The 24,490-nt window shown below is 64.6% G+C and carries 21 protein-coding genes; 10 read left to right on the forward strand and 11 right to left on the reverse strand.

The window, feature by feature from the left end:
• The first annotated feature begins 215 nt into the window (after window positions 1-215).
• The 3 genes from cysD (at window position 216) to IVB29_RS31545 (ending at window position 5,478) form a co-directional block, all read left to right on the forward strand.
• Window positions 216-1,010, forward strand: a complete 795-nt coding sequence (gene cysD, locus IVB29_RS31535) for a sulfate adenylyltransferase subunit CysD (protein WP_247507312.1) — start codon at window positions 216-218, stop codon at window positions 1,008-1,010.
• Window positions 1,011-1,031: 21 nt separating this feature from the next.
• Window positions 1,032-2,948 carry an adenylyl-sulfate kinase gene (cysC, locus tag IVB29_RS31540; RefSeq protein WP_247507313.1) on the forward strand — a complete coding sequence of 639 codons (1,917 nt, stop codon included), beginning with the start codon at window positions 1,032-1,034 and terminating at the stop codon, window positions 2,946-2,948.
• Between the two features lie 364 nt (window positions 2,949-3,312).
• On the forward strand, window positions 3,313-5,478 hold the full coding sequence (locus IVB29_RS31545) for a malate synthase G (protein WP_247507314.1): 2,166 nt from the start codon (window positions 3,313-3,315) through the stop codon (window positions 5,476-5,478).
• Between the two features lie 172 nt (window positions 5,479-5,650).
• Here the strand turns inward: IVB29_RS31545 and IVB29_RS31550 are convergent, their stop codons facing one another.
• A complete protein-coding gene (locus tag IVB29_RS31550) occupies window positions 5,651-5,806 on the reverse strand; it encodes a Thivi_2564 family membrane protein (protein ID WP_084292245.1) in 156 nt (51 codons plus the stop codon).
• A 271-nt stretch (window positions 5,807-6,077) separates the two neighbouring features.
• Here IVB29_RS31550 and IVB29_RS31555 point away from each other — a divergent pair, with 271 nt between their 5' ends.
• Window positions 6,078-8,171, forward strand: a complete 2,094-nt coding sequence (locus IVB29_RS31555) for a methyl-accepting chemotaxis protein (RefSeq protein WP_247507315.1) — start codon at window positions 6,078-6,080, stop codon at window positions 8,169-8,171.
• A 187-nt stretch (window positions 8,172-8,358) separates the two neighbouring features.
• Window positions 8,359-10,452 (forward strand): methyl-accepting chemotaxis protein, encoded by a 2,094-nt coding sequence (locus tag IVB29_RS31560; RefSeq protein ID WP_247507316.1) that lies wholly within the window; start codon window positions 8,359-8,361, stop codon window positions 10,450-10,452.
• A gap of 9 nt (window positions 10,453-10,461) precedes the next feature.
• Here IVB29_RS31560 and IVB29_RS31565 read toward each other — a convergent pair whose 3' ends face one another.
• Window positions 10,462-11,115 carry a DUF2865 domain-containing protein gene (locus IVB29_RS31565; protein ID WP_247507317.1) on the reverse strand — a complete coding sequence of 218 codons (654 nt, stop codon included), beginning with the start codon at window positions 11,113-11,115 and terminating at the stop codon, window positions 10,462-10,464.
• Between the two features lie 19 nt (window positions 11,116-11,134).
• Entirely contained in the window at window positions 11,135-11,917 is a 783-nt protein-coding gene (locus IVB29_RS31570; RefSeq protein ID WP_247507318.1) for a L,D-transpeptidase, read from the reverse strand.
• A gap of 206 nt (window positions 11,918-12,123) precedes the next feature.
• Here IVB29_RS31570 and IVB29_RS31575 point away from each other — a divergent pair, with 206 nt between their 5' ends.
• From IVB29_RS31575 to IVB29_RS31585, 3 genes are all read left to right on the forward strand, one after another.
• On the forward strand, window positions 12,124-13,236 hold the full coding sequence (locus IVB29_RS31575) for an AI-2E family transporter (protein WP_247507319.1): 1,113 nt from the start codon (window positions 12,124-12,126) through the stop codon (window positions 13,234-13,236).
• A gap of 77 nt (window positions 13,237-13,313) precedes the next feature.
• The gene (locus IVB29_RS31580; protein WP_247507320.1) at window positions 13,314-13,685 is read left to right on the forward strand and encodes a DUF883 family protein; all 372 of its coding nucleotides are present in this window, start codon (window positions 13,314-13,316) and stop codon (window positions 13,683-13,685) included.
• 89 nt (window positions 13,686-13,774) lie between these two features.
• The gene (locus tag IVB29_RS31585; RefSeq protein WP_247507321.1) at window positions 13,775-14,230 is read left to right on the forward strand and encodes a hypothetical protein; all 456 of its coding nucleotides are present in this window, start codon (window positions 13,775-13,777) and stop codon (window positions 14,228-14,230) included.
• Window positions 14,231-14,237: 7 nt separating this feature from the next.
• On the opposite strand, the gene IVB29_RS31590 is transcribed toward IVB29_RS31585, so the two are convergent.
• Genes IVB29_RS31590 through IVB29_RS31600 form a run of 3 tightly spaced genes read right to left on the reverse strand, consistent with a single transcriptional unit; the run spans window position 14,238 to window position 17,959 of the window.
• Window positions 14,238-14,420 (reverse strand): hypothetical protein, encoded by a 183-nt coding sequence (locus IVB29_RS31590; RefSeq protein WP_247507322.1) that lies wholly within the window; start codon window positions 14,418-14,420, stop codon window positions 14,238-14,240.
• Window positions 14,417-15,628, reverse strand: a complete 1,212-nt coding sequence (locus IVB29_RS31595; RefSeq protein ID WP_247507323.1) for a PepSY-associated TM helix domain-containing protein — start codon at window positions 15,626-15,628, stop codon at window positions 14,417-14,419. The genes IVB29_RS31590 and IVB29_RS31595 overlap by 4 nt, the downstream gene beginning before the upstream one ends.
• A gap of 9 nt (window positions 15,629-15,637) precedes the next feature.
• Window positions 15,638-17,959: a TonB-dependent siderophore receptor gene (locus IVB29_RS31600; protein WP_247507324.1), complete on the reverse strand. Its 2,322-nt coding sequence runs from the start codon at window positions 17,957-17,959 to the stop codon at window positions 15,638-15,640.
• 389 nt (window positions 17,960-18,348) lie between these two features.
• On the opposite strand from IVB29_RS31600, the gene IVB29_RS31605 reads away from it, so the two are divergent.
• Both IVB29_RS31605 and IVB29_RS31610 read left to right on the forward strand, forming a co-directional pair.
• Entirely contained in the window at window positions 18,349-19,491 is a 1,143-nt protein-coding gene (locus tag IVB29_RS31605) for an OpgC domain-containing protein (protein WP_247507325.1), read from the forward strand.
• Between the two features lie 87 nt (window positions 19,492-19,578).
• Entirely contained in the window at window positions 19,579-20,187 is a 609-nt protein-coding gene (locus IVB29_RS31610) for a TetR/AcrR family transcriptional regulator (protein WP_247507681.1), read from the forward strand.
• A gap of 8 nt (window positions 20,188-20,195) precedes the next feature.
• On the opposite strand, the gene IVB29_RS31615 is transcribed toward IVB29_RS31610, so the two are convergent.
• From IVB29_RS31615 to IVB29_RS31635, 5 genes are all read right to left on the reverse strand, one after another.
• Window positions 20,196-21,851 carry an HWE histidine kinase domain-containing protein gene (locus IVB29_RS31615; protein ID WP_247507326.1) on the reverse strand — a complete coding sequence of 552 codons (1,656 nt, stop codon included), beginning with the start codon at window positions 21,849-21,851 and terminating at the stop codon, window positions 20,196-20,198.
• 311 nt (window positions 21,852-22,162) lie between these two features.
• Window positions 22,163-22,786 carry an urease accessory protein UreG gene (ureG, locus tag IVB29_RS31620; RefSeq protein ID WP_247507327.1) on the reverse strand — a complete coding sequence of 208 codons (624 nt, stop codon included), beginning with the start codon at window positions 22,784-22,786 and terminating at the stop codon, window positions 22,163-22,165.
• 39 nt (window positions 22,787-22,825) lie between these two features.
• Window positions 22,826-23,554, reverse strand: a complete 729-nt coding sequence (locus IVB29_RS31625; protein WP_247507682.1) for an urease accessory protein UreF — start codon at window positions 23,552-23,554, stop codon at window positions 22,826-22,828.
• Complete coding sequence (locus IVB29_RS31630) at window positions 23,535-24,161, reverse strand: urease accessory protein UreE (protein ID WP_247507328.1); 627 nt, start codon at window positions 24,159-24,161, stop codon at window positions 23,535-23,537. The genes IVB29_RS31625 and IVB29_RS31630 overlap by 20 nt, the downstream gene beginning before the upstream one ends.
• A 10-nt stretch (window positions 24,162-24,171) precedes the next feature.
• Window positions 24,172-24,471, reverse strand: a complete 300-nt coding sequence (locus IVB29_RS31635; RefSeq protein ID WP_247507329.1) for a putative quinol monooxygenase — start codon at window positions 24,469-24,471, stop codon at window positions 24,172-24,174.
• Window positions 24,472-24,490: the final 19 nt, after the last annotated feature.

Genomic DNA, 24,490 nt, shown 5'->3' on the forward strand with positions numbered 1-24,490 from the left:
TCCGGGGTTGACTGGAATTATTTTCTATATATGTGTCGTTTCAAGCGCGCAAAGAGAAAATTTTTTCTTCTCTTCCGCACCGCAACTATAGAATTTTCGCCTCCAAACGCAAAGTGGCAGAGATGCATCTTCTCAGGACCGATTCCGGTGCAGATGGACGGGACTCCCGCCCCCCCGTTTCCGAGCAAATTCCCCTCGGGCTGACCGCCCCCAGCATGGACCATCTGGACCAGTTGGAGGCGCAGAGCATCTACATCTTCCGCGAGGCCTTTGGCCGTTTGAAGAAGATCGCCCTGCTGTGGTCGCTCGGCAAGGACTCCAACGTCATGATCTGGCTGGCGCGCAAGGCGTTTTTCGGCCGGCTGCCGTTCCCCGCCCTCCACGTCGATACCGGCAAGAAGTTTCCGGAAATGTACCGCTTTCGCGATCATTACGGGAAAGAGTGGGATCTCGATCTGCGCGTCGAGCCCTGCCCGCCCATCGATGCCGTCGACGCAACGCTGCCGCCCGCCGCCCGTTCCGCCGCGCGCAAGACCGAAGGCCTCAAGATGGCGCTGGGCAAATTCGGCTTTGACGGTCTGATCGCCGGCATCCGCCGCGACGAGGAAGCCACCCGCGCGAAGGAGCGCGTGTTCTCGCCGCGCGGCCTCGAAGGCAATTGGGACGTGCGCGACCAGCCGCCTGAGTTCTGGGACCACTTCAATGCCTCGCCGCCGCAGGGCGCTCACTTACGCATCCACCCGATCCTGCATTGGACCGAGTCCGATATCTGGGCCTACACCAAGCGCGAGAACATCCCCATCATCCCGCTCTATCTCTCGCAAAACGGCAAGCGCTATCGCTCGCTGGGCGATCAGGACATCACCAATCCGGTTGCTTCGACCGCGTCGAACATCGACGAGATCCTCATCGAGCTCGAGCAGACCAAGGTGCCGGAGCGCGCCGGCCGCGCGCTCGACCACGAGACCGAGGACGCTTTTGAGCGCCTGCGCGTCGCCGGCTATCTCTGATTTCAAGGACGCGAGCGCGATATGAACATGATCGTCACCCCGGCGTCGCCCGCCACTCCGAACGGCACCACGCGTCCGCAGGTTCGCATCGTCATCGTCGGCCATGTCGATCACGGCAAGTCGACGCTGGTCGGCCGCCTGCTGCATGAGACCGGCAGCCTGCCCGACGGCAAGCTCGAGATGCTCAAGGCCGTCAGCGCGCGGCGCGGCATGCCGTTCGAATGGTCGTTCCTGCTCGACGCGCTCCAGACCGAGCGCGACCAGGGCATCACCATCGACACCACGCAGATCCGCTTCCGCACCAATTCGCGCGACATCGTGCTGATCGACGCGCCCGGCCACGCCGAATTCCTGCGCAACATGATCACCGGGGCGTCGCAGGCCGACGGCGCGGTGCTGATCATCGACGCGCTCGAAGGCGTGCGCGACCAGACCAGGCGGCATGGCTATCTGCTGCATCTGCTCGGCGTGAAGCAGGTCGCGGTCGTCGTCAACAAGATGGACCGGGTCGATTTCTCCGCCGATCGCTTCAACGAGATCAGCGACGAGATCTCGGCACATTTGCAGGGCCTCGGCGTCAAGCCCACGGCGGTGATCCCGATTTCCGCGCGCGACGGCGACGGCGTCGCCGAGCGCACTGACCGCATCGGCTGGTACAAGGGGCCGACCGTGGTCGAAGCGCTCGACCAGCTCGAACCGGCGCGGCCGCTGGAAGCGCTGGCGCTGCGGCTGCCGGTGCAGGCGATCTACAAGTTCGACGACCGCCGCATCGTCGCGGGCCGGATCGAATCCGGCAGCCTGATTGCCGGCGACGAGGTCGTGATCATGCCGGCCGGCAAGATCGCGAAGATCAAGACGGTCGAGAGCTGGCCGGTGACGCCGGTCGCTGGACGTCAGGGCGCGGGCCGCTCGGTCGGCATCACGCTCGACCGCGAATTGTTCATCGAGCGCGGCGACATCATTGCGCATACCAACGCCGCCCCGCGCGAGACGCGGCGCCTGCGTGCGCGCATTTTCTGGCTGCACGACAAGCCGCTCGCCAAGGGCGACCAGCTGCTGGTGCGCTGCGGGCCGAAGGAAAGCCGCGCCACCGTCGTCGCCATCGAGAAGGCGGTCGATCCCGGCGAGCTGTCGAGTGTCGAGAACAAGGCGATCGGCCGCAACCATGTCGGCGAGATCGACATCTCCCTGTCCAATCCGATCGCGACCGATCCCTACACCGAGAATCCGCGCACCGGCCGCCTCGTGATCGAGGTCTCCGGGCGCATCGCCGGCGGCGGTCTCGTGCTGTCGGTCGACGCCGGCCAGCGCGCCGTGCCTGTCGACATCGTACCGGTGGAATCCGCGCTGCGGCTGGATGAGCGCTCCGCGCGCTATCGCCACAACGGCGCCGTGGTCTGGCTCACCGGCTTGCCGGCCTCCGGCAAGTCGACACTGGCGAAGGCGCTGGAGCGGCGTCTGTTCACCAATGGCGGCTCGCCGATCCTGCTCGACGGCGACACGGTGCGGGCCGGCCTCAACAGCGATCTCGGCTTCTCTGCGGCCGATCGCAGCGAGAACATCCGCCGCCTCGCCGAAGTCGCGACGCATCTGGCCCGCAACGGCCATATCGCGATCGTTGCCGCCGTCTCGCCCGCCCGCGAGGACCGTGCCGCCGCGCGCCGCATCGCCGACACCGCATTCCGCGAGATCCATGTCGCAACGCCGGCCGGAATCTGCGAGGAGCGCGACCCCAAGGGCCACTACAAGAAAGCCCGCGCCGGCGCGCTTGCCTCTTTCACAGGCATCGGCAACGACTACGAGACGCCGCAGGCAGCCGAACTCGTGATCGATACTTCGACGCGGACCGTTGCGGACGCGGCCGACGAAATCGAGCGGATGCTGAAGACGACCGGCGTGCTGTTCGACGAACTCGTGGACCTCGCCGCGAATATTTGAGGGCGACCTCATTCCCGCTGTCGTCGCCCGGCTTGACCGGGCGAATCCGCCCAGTATTCCAGAGACGGCGTTGGGATACGGGGAAGCCGCGGCGTACTGGATTCCCGCCTGCCGCCTACGCTGAAGCTTCGGCGCCCCTAGACCTCAACCCCGGCGAAGCCTTGGCGTATCCGGGTCGCGGGGAATGCCAGCGGCGCGTGCCGCCCCCACACCTCACCTTGACATTTTGACAACCCCCCGGGGGTCTTCTCACCGCCCCGATTTTGGGGCTAATAGGTCCCCGAAAGCTGCCCCAAATGGGCGCATTTTGCTGCTGTCGGGTCAAAGCAGCCAAAAACAGCCATTTCCAACAAGAAAGACCATCATGAAACGCGTCGACGCCCACGGATTGAAGATCGCTCCCGTCCTGTTTGACTTCATCGCCAAGGAAGCGGCCCCGAAAACAGGGATCGCGCCGGATGCGTTCTGGGCCGGCGTTGCAGGCATCATCAGGGAGTTGGGGCCGAAGAACCGCGCGTTGCTCGCGGTGCGCGACACGCTGCAGGCCAAGATCGACGACTGGCACCGCGCCAGCAAGGGCAAGGCGTTCGACCTCGACGCCTACACCGCCTTCCTGAAGGAGATCGGCTATCTCGTTCCGGAGCCGGCGACGCAGAAGGTCGAGACCACCAATGTGGACGACGAAATCGGCAAGATCTGCGGCCCGCAGCTGGTCGTGCCCCTCACTAATGCGCGCTACGCGCTGAACGCAGCGAATGCGCGCTGGGGCTCGCTCTATGACGCCTTCTACGGCACCGACGCGATCCCGCACGACGCTGCCGAGAGCGGCAAGGGCTACAACAAGGCCCGTGGCGACAAGGTGATCGCGAAGGCAAAGGCGTTCCTCGATGCCGCCGTGCCGCTGGCGACCGGCAGCCATACCGATGTTACCGCCTACAGCGTGGTCGCGGGCCAGCTCGCGGTGAAGCTGAAGAGCGGCAACGCCACCGCGCTGAAGAACGCCGCGCAGTTCACCGGCTTCCAGGGCGATGCGGCCGCGCCGAGCGCAGTGCTGCTCGCCAACAACGGCCTGCATGTCGAGGTGAAGATCGACCGCAGCAGCGTGATCGGCAAGGACGATCCGGCCGGCGTCGCCGACATGATCATGGAGTCCGCGGTCTCGACCATTCTCGACATGGAAGACTCGGTCGCCGCGGTCGATGCCGAAGACAAGGTGCTGGTCTATCGCAACACGCTCGGCCTGATGGACGGCACGCTCTCGGCCGACTTCGAAAAAGGCGGCAAGACGCTGACGCGTTCGCTCAACACCGACCGCAGCTACAAGACGCCTGACGGCAAGGGCGAAGTAAAGCTGCACGGCCGCAGCCTGCTGCTGATGCGCAATTGCGGTCACCACATGTTCACCGACGCGGTGCTGGACGAGAAGGGCGAGGAGATTCCGGAAGGCCTGCTCGATGCCGCCGTCTCGGGGCTTCTTGCCATTCATGATTTGAAAGGCAACTCCAAGACGAAAAACAGCCGCACGGGATCTGGCTATATCGTCAAGCCGAAGATGCACGGCCCCGACGAGGTGTCGTTGACCTGCGAGATTTTCGACCATGTCGAGAAGATGCTTGGCTTGCCCGAGAACACGCTCAAGGTCGGCATCATGGACGAGGAGCGGCGCACCACCGTCAACCTCAAGGCCTGCATCCAGCGCGCCTCCAAGCGCATCATGTTCATCAACACCGGCTTCCTCGATCGCACCGGCGACGAGATCCACACCTCGATGGAAGCGGGTCCGATGATCCGCAAGAACGAGATGAAGGCGCAGGCCTGGATCAAGGCCTATGAGGACTGGAACGTCGACATGGGCCTGACCTGTGGCCTGCCCGGCCATGCCCAGATCGGCAAGGGCATGTGGGCCGCGCCCGACAAGATGGCGGACATGCTGCAACAGAAGCTCGCACATCCGCAGGCCGGCGCCACGACGGCGTGGGTGCCCTCGCCGACCGCGGCGACGCTGCACGCCCTGCACTACCATCAGATCAACGTCACCGCGCGCCAGCAGGAGCTGACGAAGGCTGGACCTCGCGCGAAGCTCTCGGACATCCTCACCATTCCGGTGTCGAAGTCGAACTGGGCACCTGACGACGTCAAGCAGGAGATCGACAACAACTGCCAGGGCATTCTGGGCTATGTCGTGCGCTGGATCGACCAGGGCGTCGGCTGCTCAAAAGTGCCTGACATCCACGATGTCGGCCTGATGGAAGACCGCGCGACATTGCGCATCTCCAGCCAGCATCTCGCCAACTGGCTGCATCAGGGCGTCATCACCGAAGCGCAGGTGATGGAGTCGCTCAAGCGCATGGCCGTCGTCGTCGACAAGCAGAACGCGGGCGACGCCATCTACAAGCCGATGGCGCCCGCCTTCGACGGCGTTGCCTTCAAGGCCGCTTGCGACCTCATCTTCAAGGGGCGCGAGCAGCCGAACGGTTATACCGAATACATTCTCACCGCGCGCCGCCGCGAGGCCAAGGCTCTTGGCTAAGTAGGCTCTTGGCTAAGAAGCCGGCGGGTTGATTGCGATCGTTCGAACACCGAAAGCCCCGGCTCACGCCGGGGCTTTTTTGTTTGGCAGTACCGTAGCCGTATGACCGAAGCGACATCCGGGACAGCTGTCCCCCGCATATCGCTCGGCTCATGCGGGCTACAGGTCCGGGCTAGAACACCGCGAGGTATTTCAGCAACGACACGATGCCAATGATGATGACGACCACGCGCGCGATCTGCTTGGCGCGACCGTCCATCGGCAGCATGTTGATGAGATAAAGCACGAGGATGATGACGAGAAAGGTGACGAGTACGCCGACCAACATCGCAAGGCCCCCTTCAGGCAAATTGACGACGGTATCCTAACGCCCATCTCCCGCAGCGGTTCCATCCAGGCAACCCACTGCAACTTCTAGTAATTCCGTACTTCTACCGGCCGGCCTCCTGCCTAAAACTTTACCCTTTTCGTTTCAGATGTAGAAACCGTTTGGGCCCTGTGCCGCAAACGGCATGCGATTGCCGATCTGCGCGCCTCGTTTTTCGATGTTTCCGGGCGCCCTTCACGAACTTTGAAATGGGAATTTTGGGGGGACTTCGATGCTCAATCGTCTGACCGTATCCGCGCTGCTGAAGGCGGTGATCGCGATCACGTCGGTCTGTGTGGTGATTGCGCTCTCGCTCACCGCCTACGAATCCTGGGACCGCCTCAAGACCGCCAACCGCATCTCGGCGATCGCCGATGCCTCCGCCGATCTGTTCAAGGCGATGCACAATCTGCGCACCGACCGCTCGACGACGACGCGGCTCCTGAACGCGACCGAGCCGCTGGACCCCGAGATCGATCGATATTTGCGTGCCTTGCGCGATGCGCAGATGCCTGCGATGGCGCGCGCGCTCGAGCTGCTGCCGAGCATGGACTTCCCGCAATCGGGTACGATGGTGCCCGAGCTCGCGCGGCTCTACAAGCTGCTGGTCGAGGAGCAGAAGCAGTTCTGGGAAGACGTCGCAAGACCCAAGGACCAACGCCGCGCGGGTCTGCCGAAGGAATACATGGAGACGACGCAGGGCCTGCTCGACGTGCTCGACAAGCTGTCGAACGTCCTCGCCAACACCGTCAATCACGAGGACGCCGAGATCGACCAGTTGCTGTCGATCAAGCAGAACGCCTGGCTGCTGCGCAACACCGCCGGTGAAGGCTCCCTGATCGTCTCGATGGGCCTTGCCGCCGGCAAGATCACGCCGGAAGCACGCTACAACTACACCCAATATGTCGGTGGCACGGCCGCGATGTGGAAGGCGCTGGAGCTGTCGACCTCCGGCATGCAGCTGCCGCCGACGCTTGCCTCCGCGATGGCCGCGGCCAAGACCGCCTATTTCGATCCGCAATATCTGGCGCTGCGCGACCGTCTCGCGGACGCGCTGGTCAAGGGCGAGAAGGCCGAGATGACCGCCAACCAGTGGAGCCCGCTCACGGTCGGCCGCATGGGAAGCGCGGTCGCGGTCGCCGAAGGCGCGCTCGACGCCGCCAAGGCCCATACGCAGGATCAGCGCAGCGCCGCGCAACGCGCGCTGATCGTGCAGCTGGTGCTGCTGGCGCTCGCCATCGGCCTTGCCGCCGGTGCCATCATGCTGGTCAGCCGCCGCGTCATCACCCCGCTCAATACCATCCGCGATGCCATGCTGAAGGTCGCCGGCGGCGATCTTGCCGTCGACAGCGGCTATCTCGACCGCCAGGACGAGATCGGCGCACTGGCCGGCGCGCTGGAAACTTTCAAGCAGCAGGCGACCGAGAAGCTCAAGATCGAGGAGCACGAGCGCGAACGCAACGTCGGCGCAGCGGCACGTCAGCGCTCGGTCGAGGCTTATGTCGGGGAGTTCGAGGGCGCTGTGCGCAAGACGCTCGGCGAACTGAGCGAGGCATCCGGCGAGATGAGCAAGACCTCAGGCGATCTCTCAAACGTGTCGCGTCAGACCAATGACCGGGTCCAGACGGCCGGCAAGGCTTCGAACGATGCGTCCATGAGCGTCGATAGCGTCGCCGCGGCCGCCGAAGAGCTCAGCGCCTCGATCAACGACATCAGCCAGCAGGCCGCGCATGCGGCAGGCATCGCCAGCCGCGCGGTGATCCAGGCGCGCGAGACCGACGGCACCGTGCAGGGATTGCAGAAGTCGGCCGGCCGCATCGGCGAGGTCGTCGGCTTGATCAACACCATCGCGCAGCAGACCAATCTGCTGGCGCTCAACGCCACGATCGAGGCGGCCCGCGCCGGCGAGGCCGGCCGCGGCTTTGCGGTGGTCGCCTCCGAAGTGAAGTCACTGGCGAGCCAGACCGCGAAGGCGACGGAAGAGATCTCCGAGCAGATCGCCGACATCCAGAAGGTCGCGGGCGACGCCATCAACGCGATCCAGACCATCGGCGGCATCATCGGCGAAGTGAACGAAGTCGCGACCGCAATCGCCGCCGCGGTGCAGGAGCAGGGCGCGGCGACCCAGGAAATCACCCGCAGCACGCAGTTTGCGGCGCAGGGCACCAAGAACGTCACGGACAACATCACCGGCGTGAAGGCCAATGCAGACGCTGCCGCAGCCGCTGCCGACAACGTGAAGCACGCCTCCGAGATGCTGGAGAGCCAGAGCCGCCAGCTCGGCCATGAGGTCAGCGACTTCCTCGGCAAGATTCGCGCGGCGTAAAGTTGCGGGGCGTCGCCCGTAATTATACGGCAAGAACACTGTCTAAGTTTTTACCCTTTTCGGGCCAAATGCGCTTCGAGCGTCTGCCTTAAGGCAGGCGCGTTCATTGCGCGCATCCCTTTGTTTCGAAGTTCGTGGGGGCTGCCGTTCCGGGCCACGAACTTCGAAACGCGTACCGGGGTGTCCTATGCTCAATCGCTTGTCCGTATCCACGCTGCTGAAGGCGGTGATCCTGTCCACCGCGTTCGTCGTCGTCATCGGCTTCTCGATCAGCGCATGGAGTTCCTGGGGCCGGCTGCAGCAGGCCAACCGGATCGTGGCGGTCTCTGCCGCGTCGACGGAAGTGTTCAAGGCGATGGCCAACATCCGGGCCGACCGCTCGACCAGCAACCGCCAGCTCACCTCCGATGTCCCGATGGACAAGGACATCGAAAAATACATCCGCGAGATCCGCGACGCCCTGATGCCCGCGCTGGCGCGCACGCTCGAGATCCTGCCCACGACTGACCTCGTCCAGCGCGATACGTTCCTCGCCGAGCTCGGTACGCTGAACAAGACGCTGCTGGCGGCGCAGGCCGAGTTCTGGATCGAGGCGCTCAAGCCGCGCGCCGAGCGCCGCGCGGCGCTTGCCAAGGAATATGTCGCGACCGAGGACACTCTGATGGCGCAGCTCGACAAGCTCGCCGGCGCGCTCGTCGCGAGCGTCAACCATCAGGACGCCACCATCGACCAGCTGCTGACCATCAAGCAGATGGCCTGGCTGCTGCGCAGCACCGCGGGCGAATCCTCGCAGCTCGTCGGTAACGCGCTCGGCAGCGGCAAGATCGCACCCGAAGTGCAGCTCGCCTATACCAAATTCGTCGGCGGTACCGACACTGCCTGGACCGCGATCGAGCTCGCCGCATTGGGCATGCAACTGCCGCCGGCCCTGAGCGCCGCGATCACCGAGACCAAGTCGGTCTATTTCGACCCGCAATATGCCGCGACCCGCGACGGCGTGATCACGGCGATCGCCAAGGGCGAGAAGCCGTCGATGACCGCCAATCAGTGGAGCCCCTATTCGGTGCCCCGCATGATGAGCGCGGTGAAGCTCGCGGACGCCGCGCTTCAGGCCGCCAAGGATCACTCCGCCGTGCAGCGCTCGGCCGCCGTGCAGTGGCTGATCGTCAATACCGCCCTGCTCGTTGCCGCAATCATCCTGACCGGTGCTGCCATGCTGGCGGTCAGCCGCCGCGTGATCACGCCGCTGCACAAAATCCGCGACGCCATGCTCAAGGTCGCCGGCGGCGATCTCGGCGTCGACAGCGGCTATCTCGAGCGCCAGGACGAGATCGGCTCGCTCGCCGGCGCGCTTGAAACCTTCAAGCAGCAGGCGATCGACAAGCTCGAGATCGAGGAGCAGGAGCGCGAGCGGAACGCCGGCGCCGCCGCGCGCCAGCGCGCGATCGAGACCTATGTCGGCGAGTTCGAGGGCGTGGTGCACAGATCGCTGGGCGAGCTGAGCGACGCCTCCGGCGAAATGCGCAAGACCTCAGGCGATCTGTCCGCGGTGTCACGTCAGACCAATGAGCGCGTAGAGATCGCGGGCAAGGCGTCCAACGAGGCCTCCACCAGCGTCGAGAGCGTCGCGGCCGCCGCCGAGGAGCTCTCTGCATCGATCAACGACATCAGCCAGCAGGCCGCCCATGCCGCGGGCATCGCCAGCCGCGCCGTCAACCAGGCCCGCGAGACCGACGTCACCGTGCAGGGGCTGGCGCAGTCCGCAGGCCGCATCGGCGAGGTGGTCGGCCTCATCAACACGATTGCAGCGCAGACCAACCTGCTCGCGCTGAACGCCACGATCGAGGCGGCACGCGCGGGCGAAGCCGGCCGCGGCTTTGCGGTGGTCGCATCGGAGGTGAAGTCGCTGGCGAGCCAGACCGCGAAGGCGACCGAGGAGATTTCGGAGCAGATCGCCGACATCCAGAAGGTCGCCGGCGATGCCATCAACGCAATCCAGGCGATCGGCGGCATCATCGGCGAAGTCAACGAAGTCGCCACCGCGATTGCTGCCGCCGTGCAGGAGCAGGGCGCGGCGACGCAGGAGATCACCCGCAGCACGCAATATGCGGCGCAGGGCACCAAGAACGTCTCGGACAACATCACCGGTGTGAAGGCCGATGCCGATACCGCAGCGGGTGCGGCCGACAACGTCAAGCAGGCCTCGGAAACGCTGGAGACGCAGAGCCGCCAGCTCGGTCAGCAGGTCAGCGACTTCCTGGGTAAGATACGTGCGGCGTAGGGAAGCCCCCTACTCCTTCGCCACCACCGGCACCTGACGGAATTTTGCGCGGACCGACTCGGGCAGCGGCGAAAAGTTCATCGCGACACCGCGGCGGTCGTTTGCGTTGCGGCTGGCGACGACGAGGCCATCGCTGCTCGCGACGATGTCGCCCTTGCGCAAGGTGGGATCGTCCTCGGCCTTGACCTGGGCGAGCCCGACTGAGTCCTTGCCATTGCAGGTGCAGCCCGTGACGAGCTCGTTGCGATAGCGGAACGCGTTCGGCAGCTCGGAATAGGATTTTCCCTTCTCCGTCGTCGCGTCGTCGATATTGCTGCCATAGACCAGCGAGGTCTCCGACATCGGGCAGAAGCTCTTGCAGGATTTCGCCTTGCTCTCGGCATCATTTCCTTGCGCCGGGAAGTAGCGACCGTCGCAACCGCGCACGCAATAAGCGGTACCACCGCCATAGGAAGCCCGCTGGCGCGGTGCGTCGTAGCGCGGCATGTCGTCATTCGCGAACGGCATCTGGATTTGCGGCGGCGGCCGCCTTCCGAAGCCGCCGAACAAGGCCGAGAAGAAATCCTCCGCATGCGCCGATGGCGTCAGCGCGAGGCCGAGGGAGCTGGCGGCGAGGACCGCCGCCGCACCGCTCGCCAGTTTGCTGATCGAACGTCCAGTCATGAGACCTCACTCAACTTCTTCAGTTCACGGCCGACGTCGGGATGTTCAGCGCCTGCCGGCCTGTGGGCAGCGTCGTCACGGCCGGGCGCTTGCGCCAAGAATCACTCCCCTTGTCGCCACCTTTCGCCATGATCGGCGCGTTCTTCGGCAGCACCACCACCTTGGTGCCGACATTGACGCGGCTGAAGAGATCACTGACATCCTCGTTGGTGAGACGGATGCAGCCGGAGGAGACGAACTTGCCGATGGTGGTGGGATCGTTGGTGCCGTGGATGCGGTATTCACTGGAGCCGAGATACATCGCGCGTGCACCGAGCGGATTGCCGGGGCCGCCGGCGACGAAACGCGGCAGATAGGGCTGGCGCGCGATCATCTCGGCCGGCGGATGCCAATCCGGCCACTCAGCCTTGCGCGTCACGCTCTGCACGCCTGCCCAGGTAAAGCCTTCGCGGCCGACGCCGACGCCGTAACGGATCGCGCGGCCATTGCCGAGCACGTAATAGAGATAGGTGTTGCCGGTATCGATCACGATAGTGCCGGCTGGCTCGCTCCTGTCGAAGCTGACGATCTGCTTGCGGAACCGGTCAGGGAGCGCAGCGTCCTCGTCGGCGGCTTGCGGCTCAGCCGAATAGCCCTGCGAATAGGTCGCCTGGTCTTGCGGATAGCCCTGCGTCTGGATCGGCGCGTAGCCGAGCGTCTGGGCCTGTGCCGCGAACGGCACGGTCAGCAATGCTGTCGCGAAGGCAAAAGCGGTGACGGCGCGCGGCGAGAAGCTGCGACGGACTGAAGACAACTTTGTCATGTGCTGCCCCGTGGGATGTGAGCATCAGGGTGATGCGGCTTTCCGACAAACGCAGCAGGACCGACTCAAGTTCCGCCGCCGTCTGCGGCACCGACGTCACAGTCAAGCGATCAAGACTTCACGAAACCGCGATGGAACCGCGACGCCCCTCGGGCGTTCCCTTCACACCAATGGGCGCCCGGAGACCTCCGTGCGGGAGAGATATTGTGCGCGTCCTTCCCTCTGAACGTCTGCTTCCCGGCAACAACGAAGGCGCTCCGCTTCCCGACAGCCGCAGTGAGTTGCCGCCGATGATCCGGCGCACCGAGTTCGTCGCCTTTGCGCTCGCCGGCCTGCTCCTGATCGCCATCATCGCGGTGCTCTATCTTGCCAAGGCGTTTTTCCTCCCGGTCGTGATGGCCGTCGTTGCCGGCACCATGCTGTCACCGGCCGCAAGCTTTCTCGAACGGCGGCACGTGCCACGCGCGCTCGGTGCGGTGCTGATCGTGACCGCAGTGACGACGCTGGTCGCGTTCGTCGTGGCGCTGATTGCCGTGCCCGCCATGGAGTGGAGTTCACGCCTGCCGGAGCTGGGCGCGCAGCTGAAGGAGAAGATGCACGTCTTCGACCGGCCGCTGGCGCTGTGGAAGGAACTGCAAACTATGGTCGGCGGCTCCGATAGTCTATCAAGCCTCCCCCTGCCGAAAATCGACTGGGTGCAGCCGACGCTGGAATTCCTGTCGCCGACCTTCGCCGAATTCCTGCTGTTCTTCGCCACCCTGATCCTGTTCATCGCGAGCTGGCGCGATTTGCGGCGCGCGATGATCATGAATTTCGGCGACCGCGACGCGCGGCTGCGCACGCTGCGAATCCTTAACGAGATCGAGGTCCATCTCGGCAATTACCTTCTGACCGTCACCGTCATCAATGTCGGCGTCGGCATCGCCACCGGCATCGTCTGTGCGGTCACCGGCATGCCGAATCCGGCCGGGCTGGGCGCGCTCGCGGCTGCGCTCAACTTCATCCCGATCATCGGGCCGATCGCGATGTTCGTCGTGCTGGCCGTGGTCGGGCTGGTCGCTTTCCCGACCATCGGCGGCGGGTTGATGGCGGCACTGGCCTTCGGCGGCGTCACCTTCCTGGAAGGACATTTCGTCACGCCGACCATCATCGGCCGCAGGCTGTCGCTGAACGCGCTCGCCGTCTTCATCGCGCTGGCGTTCTGGACCTGGCTGTGGGGACCGATGGGTGCGTTCCTGTCGTCGCCGCTCCTGATCGTCGGGCTGATCCTGAAAGAGCACCTGATGCCGGAGAATTCGCCGCAATTGCCTCAAGGGTAGCGGGTTTTCACCAACGGAACTTACCTCACAACGAAACGTTTTCCGTCCATCTCACCGCCAACAGTTCGGAGTCCGTAATGTCAATAGCCGACGGCGAAGCCAGGATGAGAGACTGGACCGACAAAGCCACCGCAGAACGCCTCGAGAAGGATGTAGCAGCCGTGAAAAACGATATCGCCGCCCTCACCGATCAGATCACCGACGCGCTCAATACCTTTGCCAACGCGACGGGCAAGCAGGCCCGGCGTGGTTACAAGCAGGCACGCGAGAACATGGATACGACGTTCGACGATATGTCGGAGCGCGGCAGCGCGATGATGGGCGCGGCGCAGGACGCCTATGGCTCGATCGAGGAAACGCTGGAGGACGCGATCACGCAGCGGCCGCTCGCGACCGTCGGGATCGCGCTTGGCATCGGCTTCCTGATCGGCGCGGTCTGGCGCCGGTAAGGCGGCCGGTACCGTGATGACGGCGGTGCTCGGCGCCGCCGCGGTCGGCTGGTGACGATCCGGCTTGTGGGGATTTGAGGAGCAAGTCCATGTTTCAACGCATCATCGACGGCATCAGCGCATCGACCGGCACGACGGTCCGACTGACGTCGCTCGCCGCAGGCGCGGCATTCGCGCTGTTCATCACGACCTGCTTTCTCTGTGCCGCCGCCTTTATCTCGGTGCTGGAGAAGTACGGTCCGGTGCAAGCCTGTCTCGCAGGTGCCGGTATCTTCTTCCTGCTGACGCTCACGGCCGCAGGCACCTATTGGGGCTACAAGCGCCAACTGCAGAAGCGCGCCCATATCGCGGCCGAGCGTGCCGCGAAGTCAACCGCGCAGAGCATGCTCGCCGACCCCATGCTGCTCGCGACGGGGCTCCAGATCGTTCGCGCCATCGGGATCAAGCGGCTGCTGCCGATCCTCGCCATCGGCGGCGTCGCGCTCGGGATCATGGCGAGCCGCGCCGGCGTGCCCGACGAGGCCTCGGCCGAGCCGGCCGAATAATCGCGAGTCAGCCTCGGCTGCGGACGATACAGATCGCGGCCACCGCGAGCGGAATGGTCAGCGCGCCCCAGCATAGCGGCAGCCATATTCCGGTCTGGCCCAGCAAGGCCGCCAACAGGCCAAACACACTCAGGACGGCGAGCAGCGACGGCCAGCGCCAGATCATGGCAAGCGAGCGACGGCCCGTCATTCGGCGCCGCCCGGCGAAGTCAGCGGCATGACGGCCGTCGAGCGGCTCATCTTCGGTACCGGCGATCGCGCAAACCAGAGATACAGCCCGCTGCCGAGCACGAGGATGGTGACAAGGTCCAGCAGCACCCAGATGATCTTCAGCGGCATGCCGCCATAATCGCCGAAATGCAGCGGACGCGAGAGCTCCAGTGCGCGCAGATACCAGGGCATGGTCACCGCGGACACCAGCGCGCCGCTTCTGGCGTCGACCAGCACCGGGCTGAACAGCCGCGAGATCAGCGGCTGCTTGCCCTTGGTCCAGACGACGTAGTGAAATGGCGATCCGAACGGCGAGCCAGGATACACCACACTGGTCGTGGTCATGTCGGGGAATGCGGCACTCACCGTGTCATAGGCGGCTTGCGGCGAGGCCAGTTCGGAGGTTTGCGGCACCGGCTTGCCTTGCAGCGGCGCCAACATCGCGCGCACGTCGGTCTGCTGCCACAGCGCGAACAGCGGCGTCGAGAGCTCGTTGACCGCCCCGGTGGCGCCGACCACCAGCGCCCAGCCGAGCGTGACGATACCGAGCAGATTGTGCAGGTCGAGCCATTTCAGCCGCCGCGACCGGGCTGCGCGCACCGTGCCGAAATCGAGCCGGCGCATGAAGGGCCCGTAGATGGCGATGCCGGAGACGATCGCCGCGATAAACAGCAACGCCACCGCACCGAGGAACAGCTCGCCCGGCAGCCCCATGAAGAGGTCGCGATGCAGCGTCAGCATCAGTCGCAGGAAGGTGAGCCCGTCCTCGCCGAATGGCTTCGTCTGTTTCAGCACCTCGCCGGTGTGGGCGTCGAACCTGATCGAGTGGATCGCCTTGCGGTTGGCCTTGAACGCCTCCCACGAACTCGCCATGAACACCATGATCTTGGGTTCGTCGTCGTCGACGAACACCGAGATGATCGTCTCGCCGGGATAAAGTCTCCGGCTTGCGTCGACGACCCGGTCAAGACTGACATTGGGCGTGCTCTCCGGCACTTGCGCGTAAGGCAAGGCGTCGTCGAGCAGGCTATCGATCTCGTCCCGCAGCACCAGCGGCAGGCCGGTGATGCAGATCAGGAGCAGGAACAATGTGCAAATCAGGCTCGACCATTTGTGTACGAAGAGCCAGCGCCGCAGCGCCGGCTTTCGCTCATGCACACGTTCGCTGGAGATCGCCCGCTCGCTCATCCTGTCCCCCTACCAGCGGTAACGTAGCGTCGCAATCACGCTGCGGCGGAGGCCGTAATAGCAACCGCTGTCCTGACAGACCTCTACGTAGGTCTTGTCAAAGATATTGCTGATGTTTGCGCTGGCGAGAAAGCCCTTGAATTGCGGTCCGATGCCCGCGAGATCGTAGTGCACGGCGGCATCGAACAGAGTGGCGGCGGGAACGTCGAAAGTATTGAGCGAATTGCCGGGCGAGGCGCCGAGATAGCGGATCCCGCCTGACATGCCGAAGCCGTCAAACGCGCCGCCATGAAACGTGTAGTCCGCCCACAGCGAGGCCGCGTGAACGGGTATGCCGGGAACGCGCTTGCCGAGGTTCGCCGTATTCGACTCCGTATTGATGATCTCGGTGTAGGTGTAGGCACCGAGCATCGTGAGATTGCGACTGATCTCGCTCTTGCCTTCGAGCTCGATACCGCGCGCGCGTACCTTGCCGGTCTGCACATTGGCCCGCACGCCGCCAATGATGTGGGTCGGGTCCGGATCGGGCGTCAGCACGTTCTGCTGTTCGAGGTTGAAAGCCGCCAAGGTCAGAAGCGTCTTCGGATCGGGCTGGTACTTGACGCCGACCTCTTCCTGCTGGCCTCGCGTCGGCTTGAACGCCTGCGCGAAAAAGTCGGTGCCGAGCCGGGGCTGGAAGGATTCCGTGTACTGAACATAGGGCGCAACACCATTGTCGAACTTGTAGAGCAGCGCCGCGCGCTTGGTCAGGGCACCATCCGACTTCGGCGCAGTGATGCCGGTCAGCAGATTGTCGGTGTTGAGGTCCGCCTGGTCGTAGCGCAGGCCGAGCAACGCGACGAATCCGCCGAGCTTGATCTGGTCCTGGCCATAGAAGCCGACCTGCTCGAGCCTCTGGCGGTTGTTGGAGGTGACGGCCAGCGGCGGGATCGGCAGACCGTACACCGGATTGAAGGCGTTGATTGCAGGAACGCCCACGGTCGCACTGCGGCTAAGCGCGTTATCGACGGAGTTGCGGTAGTCGATTCCGAGCAAGGCGGTGTGTTCGAGCGGACCAGCCTTGAACTTCAACTCGCCCTGGTTGTCGAGCGCAAGCGAGCGCAGCGTCTCATAGGTCGAAAAGGCGCCGCGCGGCAGGTTGAACGGGTTGGTCAATACGGTTGGAGAGACGACCGCGAAGTCCGTGGAGTTGTCCATGTAGCGCAGGTTCTGCCGCACCGTGAACAGGTTGTTGAAGCGGTGCTCGAACAGATAACCGATGGATGCCACCGTGCGGTCGGTCTTGTCGAAGCCCGGCTCTCCCGAATAGAAGCCGGTCGGGATCTTCATCCCGCCGGCGACCGGAAACACCGTACCGTTGGCCGGCAGCAGGTTGAAGAAGCCGGCCTTGGGATCGCGCTGGTAGGTGCCGAGCACCGTAAGAGTGGTGTCGTTGTCTGGCCGCCACGTCAGCGACGGCGCGATCGAGACGCGCTGATAGCTGGTGTGCTCCACCTGGCTGCCGACATCGAAGCCGGAGGCGGTGAAGCGGTAGAGGAACTCCCTGTTCTTGTCGACCGGCCCGGAGACGTCGACACCGGCCTGCGCACGGCCATAGCTGCCGGTGGAGACGAACATCTCGTGATACGGCTCGAGCGTCGGTCGCTTGGAGACGAGATCGACCACGCCTCCGGGCGACGCCTGGCCATACAGCACCGAGGCTGGGCCATGCAGGATCTCGACACGCTCGAGATTGAAAGGCTCGACGATCGGATAGGCAAAGATGCTCGCATTCATCAACCGCAGCGAATCGAGATACTGGTCGGCGAGAAAGCCGCGAATAAAGATTTGGTCGAAGCGCGCATCCGCTCCCTGCGCCTCGGCCCGCACGCCCGACGTATAGCGCACCGCCTGGGAGACGCTCTGCGCGCCCTGCGCCTGGATCTGGTCCTGCGTCACCACGGAGATCGCGAGCGGCGTCTCGATCAGCGGCGTATCGGTCTTGGTGCCAGTGCCGCTGCGGGTGGCGACCATGCCATCGACATGGCCGAAAGCCGATTCCTTGCGGCCGGCACCGGTGCCAGCCCCGGCTGCGGCCGCCGCGGCGCTGGCGGCTGTATTCGCGCGGGCGGCGGCGCGCGCACGGGCGGCGCTGCGGCTGCGCGAGGATGATGCCGTGGTGCGCTTGCGAGCCTCGCTCGCCTCGACGACGATCGTGCCGAGTTCGGTACCCGCCCCGGCGGTGGACGCTGCAGTCGATGATTGAGCTGACGCCCCTCCAGTAGCAACGATCAAAACAACCGAACTGACGGCTCCCACGAACCGCCAGCGTCCCACTTCTAAAATGCCCACCGCAACTTCCCCAACTTCCCACGGCTGCAGATCGGTGCAGCCGTGCAGGGAATTACCGCAGCGGTTCAACGTTGCGGGCTGGAAGCTCTCCATTCTAGAGGTTTACTATTTCCAAACTACAGACGCGCTGCAGTCACGCGCAGAATGATGCAACAATCGACCGCGACCGGTGGCGGAGCGCCGATTCGCGAGGGCCGCCACGCGCTCACGATCTTTCCAGAGGTTGCGTCACCGGACGCGTACACGGAACTCTGCCAGCGTGTCGGCGTACCAACGCGCAATTTTTCATCACCTGGAGCGAATTGGGCCCTTCTCACGCAAACGCTACTCGGATAGGCAGGCGGTTGCCGGTAAAAGCATCACCCTGATTCCCAAACCTATTTTACTCAATGAAACCGTCCGTCAAGGCGAACCTCGCCGCATTTCATCCCGACGCCAGGCTGTATTTGACGCTCGGCATTGCCAATTGGTCGGTGTTCGTCGACCACATCCCGAACAACGTCGTCAATTTGCTGACGCTGCGCAATTTTGGCTTCAGCGGCGCGGCCGATTTGTTCGTGTTCGTGGTGGGCTATGGCGTCGCCATCATCCACGGCAGGATGGCGCTGGAGCGCGGCTACGTCGTCGCGGCGACGCGGATCTTCCGCCGGGTCTGGCGACTCTACGCCGCCTATGTCGTGCTGTTCGTGATCTATATCGACACCATCGCCTATGTCGCCTCGCAGTCGATGGCGCCGGAGATCATTCAGGAATACAATATCTCGGGGATTCTCGAGCACCCGCTGCGCATCCTGGTCCAGGGATTGGTGCTCCAGGAAGAACCGCTCAACCTCGACCTGCTGCAACTGATGATCCCGCTGATGGCGTTCTTCCCATTCGCACTGTGGGGTCTGCTGCGGAATCCGAACCTGACGCTGGCGATTTCGATCGCGCTGTATCTCGCCGCGCGGTGGTTCGGCTGGAATTTTCACGCCTACCCCGACCAGGAATGGACGTTCAATCCGTTCTGCTGGCAGATGCTGATGGTGCTCGGCGGCTGGTTCGCCGTGACAGGCGCACCCGGGCGCAAGCTGCACGGGATGTCCTGGCTGCGGATCGTCGCGGGCGCCTATCTCGTCTTCGCGATGGCCATCACCCTGATGCGGCATTCGCCGGCGCTGTCTCCTTACCTGCCGGATGTCGTCCTCAACGGCATCGCGCCGACCGACAAGGAAAACCTCGCGCCCTATCGCGTGATCCATTTCCTCGCGCTCGCCTTCCTCGCGACCCATTTCATTCCGGCCGATCACCCCGGCCTGAAATTGCGGCCGCTTCATGCGGTGATCACATGCGGCGAGGAATGGCTCGCGGTGTTTTGCGTCGCCGTATTCCTGTCCCTTGCCGGCCATCTCATCCTGATCACCGGGGCGAACCTGGTGGTGATGCAGATCGCGGTGAGCCTCGCCGGCTTCGCGGCGATGACGGCGGTGGCCTATTACATCGCCTGGTCGAAGCGGCAGGACCTGCCTGCGGCGCTGCGGCAGCAGGCCTAGCTAGCCAAATAATCGTGCGATTCTGCTAGGCCGAAAGCCGTGGCTGCGCTATGCCGAATGGCTTTGCGTGAGGAGACCGGCGTGGCGATGGCTAAGAGCGGGGGTGACGAGGCTGACAGCGCACCCAAGCGCGGTCGGCCGCGGTCGATCGAGACCACCAACGCCATTCTCGAAAGCGCCTATGCGCTGATGGCTGCCACGGGTCTCGCCACCACAACCATCGACGCCGTCGCGCGCCACTCCAGCGTCTCCAAGATGACGATCTACAAATGGTGGCCGTCGCGCGAAGCGCTGCTGATCGACGCCTTCCTTGATCACGCGGCGCAAATGCTGCCGCTGCCGCCGGTGAGTTCCGGAACGCCAGCCGCGCGCGCGCGCCGCCATGCCGCGGCCTATGCCGAGGCGCTTCAGGGCGAGTTCGGCAAGGTGCAGCTCGCCGTCATCTCCGAATGCATCTCGAAGACCGGCTCGGCGGAGCTGTTCTACGCGCGCTATCTGCAATTCCGCCGCGATGCGCTGGTCGAGATGATCGCCGCGGGCCAGACCGACGGCAGTGTTCTGGCCGACGGGGCGCCTGAAGATCTCTACGACGCGATCTATGGCAGCCTGTTCTACCGCTACGTGTTCGGCATCGCGCCGATCACGCCGGCCTATGCGCGCAATCTGGTCGACATGGTCTTGCGGCCGAAGGATTAACCAAGCGGCTATCGTGCAGGCCGCACCGGCGCAGAGAGCTTGTCGGTGCGATCGCGCTCGGTCATGTCGACCACGGTTACCATCGGCGCGGTCAGCTCATAGACGTAGGAGACGTCGGTGAAGTAGCGCTTGGCGGTACCGCCGAGCGCCTCGGGCGCGACACGGTCGAGCAGGATCAGGCCGAAATCGGAATCGGGACGGCGCGTCGCCTCGCTGGTGTTGAACTCCTCCCAGCGGAAATGGAAGACCTCATCGGTCCCCTCGCCCGTCACCGTCCAGTTCGCGGTGATGTGCGGATGCTTGCCGACCAGCGACAGGCCCTCGTCGGAGTGCGAAGCGAGCTCGAAGAACAGCAGCGACAGGCTCTGCGCCGCGCGCGCGCTGACCGCGATATCAGGACCCGTGACGGCGATGCGGTCGGCGTGCGGAATGGCGCGCGCTTCGAACAGGCCCTTCAGCTTGACGCCCTGCCACTGGCTCTCGCTGAGCAGCGAGACCACGTTGGACATGGCGTGGATGCGGCCGATCAGCAGCTCGCGCGCGCCATCGATATCGGCGCCATGGCGCAGCGTGCGCGTCACGATCGACTGGATCACCGCCAGGATGTTCTTGACCCGGTGGTTGAGCTCGTCGATCACGGCGGTCAGCCGGCGCTCGAAGCCGATCCGCACCTGGATCTCGCGGCTGAGCCTCAAGTTGTTGTAGGCGACATAGCCAAACAGGCCGCACACCATCGCGGTGATCGCAAAGCCGATCGCAGCCACGATGATCGCGGTCTGCTCCGCGCGCCGTGCCGAATTGGTCTTGGCGTAATAGCCGAGCTGCCAGTCACGCCCGCCGAAGCTCACGGTGCGCGTCGCCGATGGCGCCGGGCCATCCGCGCTCATGCGCGTGGAGACCACGCCCTGGTCGTTGGCGACGAGCTCGCCGCCATCCTTGCGCGGATCCCTGAGCGCGACCGAGAACAACGACATGTCGTCGTTGGTCAGCATCAGCGAAGCAAGCTCGTAGGAAAACGTGATGAAGCCGACAGGCTCCGTCGCGCCCTCGGGAATGACGGGGGCCGCGACGATGATGCCAACCGCCCCGTTTGCGCGCAGGAGTGGCACCGGGTCAGAGGCGACAGACCTCTTCTCGATCCGGGCCCGGGCGAGCATCGCGCTGCGGACCGGGTCCTGGTCGTAGCTGCGGCCGGGCAGCGCCTTGGTCTCGTCGCTGCGCGGCTCGAGGTCCATCAGCACGTCGATCGGCTGAGTGAGGCTTGCAGGGGCGATCGGCCTGTCGCCGTAGTCGCGAATCTCGGGCTTCGGGAAGCCGGCGGCCGCGATCGCCGCCTGCGCCGCAGCGAGCTCGTTCGGCTGGAGCCGGGCGACCCAGCCGGCCACCACGAAATCGGTCTTGAAGGCGTAGATCGCTGAGCGCAGCGGCTCCAGCATGTTGGGCTTGAGCACCGACGGCGCACGGAACAGGCCTGAGGCGACACGCGCAAGCAACTCGCGCTCGGTGAGCCGGTCCTGGACCAGGCTCGCATGGACGTCGATCGCGCGCGCCAGCGCGATCCGGTCCAGCGCCAGCTCCTGGTCGTGGACACGATAGGCCGCCAGCCCGGAGAGCAAGACCCCGAGCAGAGCGATGAAACCGATGATGAAACCCAGCCGGACCACGCGACTACTCAGGCGGAAGCAGGAGGTCGGCAATAAACACGGAGCATATGAACGCCGCTCGAACGGCCATGTGCCGAAACAGGGTGGACCCCAGTGGCGGAGATAATGAAGGAGGAGGCATCGGTACGCAACTTGGGTCGCCTGAAAAGCTTAATCTGCCCGGCCGATCGTCCGGCCAAATTGACTTACAAGGCGGATTTGCCCCGGGGCGCCGAAAGTAGTTAATCGCCATGTCCGAAATTTGTTCCGCTGGTGCCGGTACGGCCCCGGGCGTTAACGGCAAGAACGCCTGCGCCAAGTCGTCGCGTCGATCAGCCCGCCCGTTTCAGGCCGCCTTTCGCCTCGATGAAGCCGACGATGCGGTCGAGCCCGTCGCTCTTCTTCAGGTTGGTCATGACGAAAGGGCGCTCGCCGCGCATGCGCCTGGCGTCCGTCTCCATCTTTTCGAGGGATGCGCCGACATGGGGCGCGAGATCGATCTTGTTGATGACGAGGAGGTCGGAGCGGGTGATGCCGGGGCCGCCCTTGGACGGGATCTTGTCGCCGGCGGCGACGTCGATCACGTAGATGGTGAGGTCGGCCAGCTCCGGGGAAAAAGTGGCAGCGAGATTATCGCCGCCGGATTCGATCAGCACGAGGTCGAGCCCGGGGAATTTCGCACGCATGTCCGCAACCGCCGCGAGATTCATCGAGGCATCCTCGCGGATCGCGGTGTGCGGGCAGCCGCCGGTCTCGACGCCGGCGATGCGGTCCGGCGTCAGCGAGCCCGAGCGCACCAGAAACTCCGCATCCCATTTGGTGTAGATGTCGTTGGTGATCGCGGCGATGTCGTAGCGCTCGCGCATGGTCTTGCAGAGCAGGTCCATCAGCGCGGTCTTGCCCGATCCGACGGGGCCGCCGATACCGACACGCAAGGGGCCGTGAGATTTCGACATTTGGCTTGCTCTCTCTTGATCAGTTAGAGGCCGCACCGCTCACGAGCGGAACAGCCGGGTATATTGCGTCTCGTGCCGCAGGCTGGCGAGATCGGCGCGAAAGGTCGCGCTGCCGAGATCGTCCAATGTCGCATTCAGCGCACGATTGGCGGTCGCGGCAACGGCGCTCTCCAGTTTCACCAGCACGCGCTGGCTGTCGGTCTGACCGAGCGGAACGAGCCGGCTTGCCGCCGAGATCCAGTTCGAGACCAGCGCATGCAGGAAGGCGTGCAGCGTCGGCGCCAGCGGTACGCCGTGCATCGCCGCAACGACGCCGACGGCGACGGGATAAACCAGTGGCGTGCGGCATGCCGCGACCATGGCGTCCAGTCCGTCGGCATCCCACGCGGCGCGGGAGATTTCGATGAAGGCGCGCCCCTGCGAGGTGGTCTCGAGCTGCCGCTCGCGCGACGGCACGAAGGCGGCGGCGAGTTCCGCGACCTCGCTCAAGGTGGCGTCTTCGCCGGCTTCAGCGGCACGGTAAGCATGGACCAGAAACGTCGCATCGCAAAAGCCCGAGCCGTCACCGAGCATCGCGTCGAGCCAGTCGGCCAGCGTCGCGACGTCGGTGACGTCGCCCGCCTCGACCGCCCATTCGATGCCGCTGGAATAGGAGAAGCCACCGACGGGGAACGCCGGCGACAGCCATGTCATCAACCGATACAGCGCCGCTGCCTCGCGCTCGGCGAGGTCGCAGGCCGCGACCGGCTCATTTGTGGTCATGAGCATGCTTGTCGCCGTGGCGATGGTCGGGGTGGTCGCAATGCTCATCGTGGTGATCGTGGCCATGGCCATGCGCGGCGTGATCGTGCGCGTGGTGGTCATGGCCGTGATGATCATGGTGATCGTGACCATGATGGCCGTGATCATGGTGCGCATGGTCGTCGTGGCCATGTGCGTGACCGGCATCCGCATAGGCGCCACCTTCGGGATCGAACGGCGCCTCGATCTCGACCACGCGGGCACCGAGGCCCTTCACCATGGCCTCGATGACGTGGTCGCGGCGGATGCGCAAGGCCTTGGCCATGATCTGCGTCGGCAGATGACGGTTGCCGAGATGCCAGCCGACGCGGATGAGATGGTGCGGATCGTGGCCGCGAATCTCGAGCAGCGGCTCGGGTGCCGCCACCACTTCGACCAGCCGACCGTCCTCCAGCACCAGCGCATCACCGCCGCGCAGCGCGACAGCGTTTTCCAGGTCGAGCAGGAATTCGAGACCCCGCGTCCCCGTCATCGCCATGCGGCGGCGGTGCCGATCGTCGAAATCGAGCACGACCGTATCCGCCGGCGTTTCCGTGAAACGGTACTGTCCCCTAACCTGCGTCGCCCGGATCATCGCCATGTCCTCAGAGCTTCTCGACCTTGCCGTCGCTGATGATCTCGATCACCGTCGGCGCCGACTTCATCTGCGCGGAATATTCCCGCCACACTTTCATGTGCGGCGCCCGACCGTGGGCGTTGAGGTCTTCACGCGTCTCCCAACGCTCGACCACGACGTACTGGTTGGGGTTGTTGACGCTGACATTGCCGTCATAGGAGAGGCAGCCCTTCTCCTTGAGCGTGTCGACGGTGCAGGCCTTGTGCCCCTTGATGAAGTCGTCCTTGTTCTCCGGCTTCATGGGCGTGGTGGCGATGACATAGATCATGGGTTAGTCCTGTTGTTCT

Origin of the sequence: Bradyrhizobium sp. 1 (assembly GCF_023073315.1) — a bacterium.
In the GTDB taxonomy this organism is placed as follows: Bacteria; Pseudomonadota; Alphaproteobacteria; order Rhizobiales; family Xanthobacteraceae; genus Bradyrhizobium.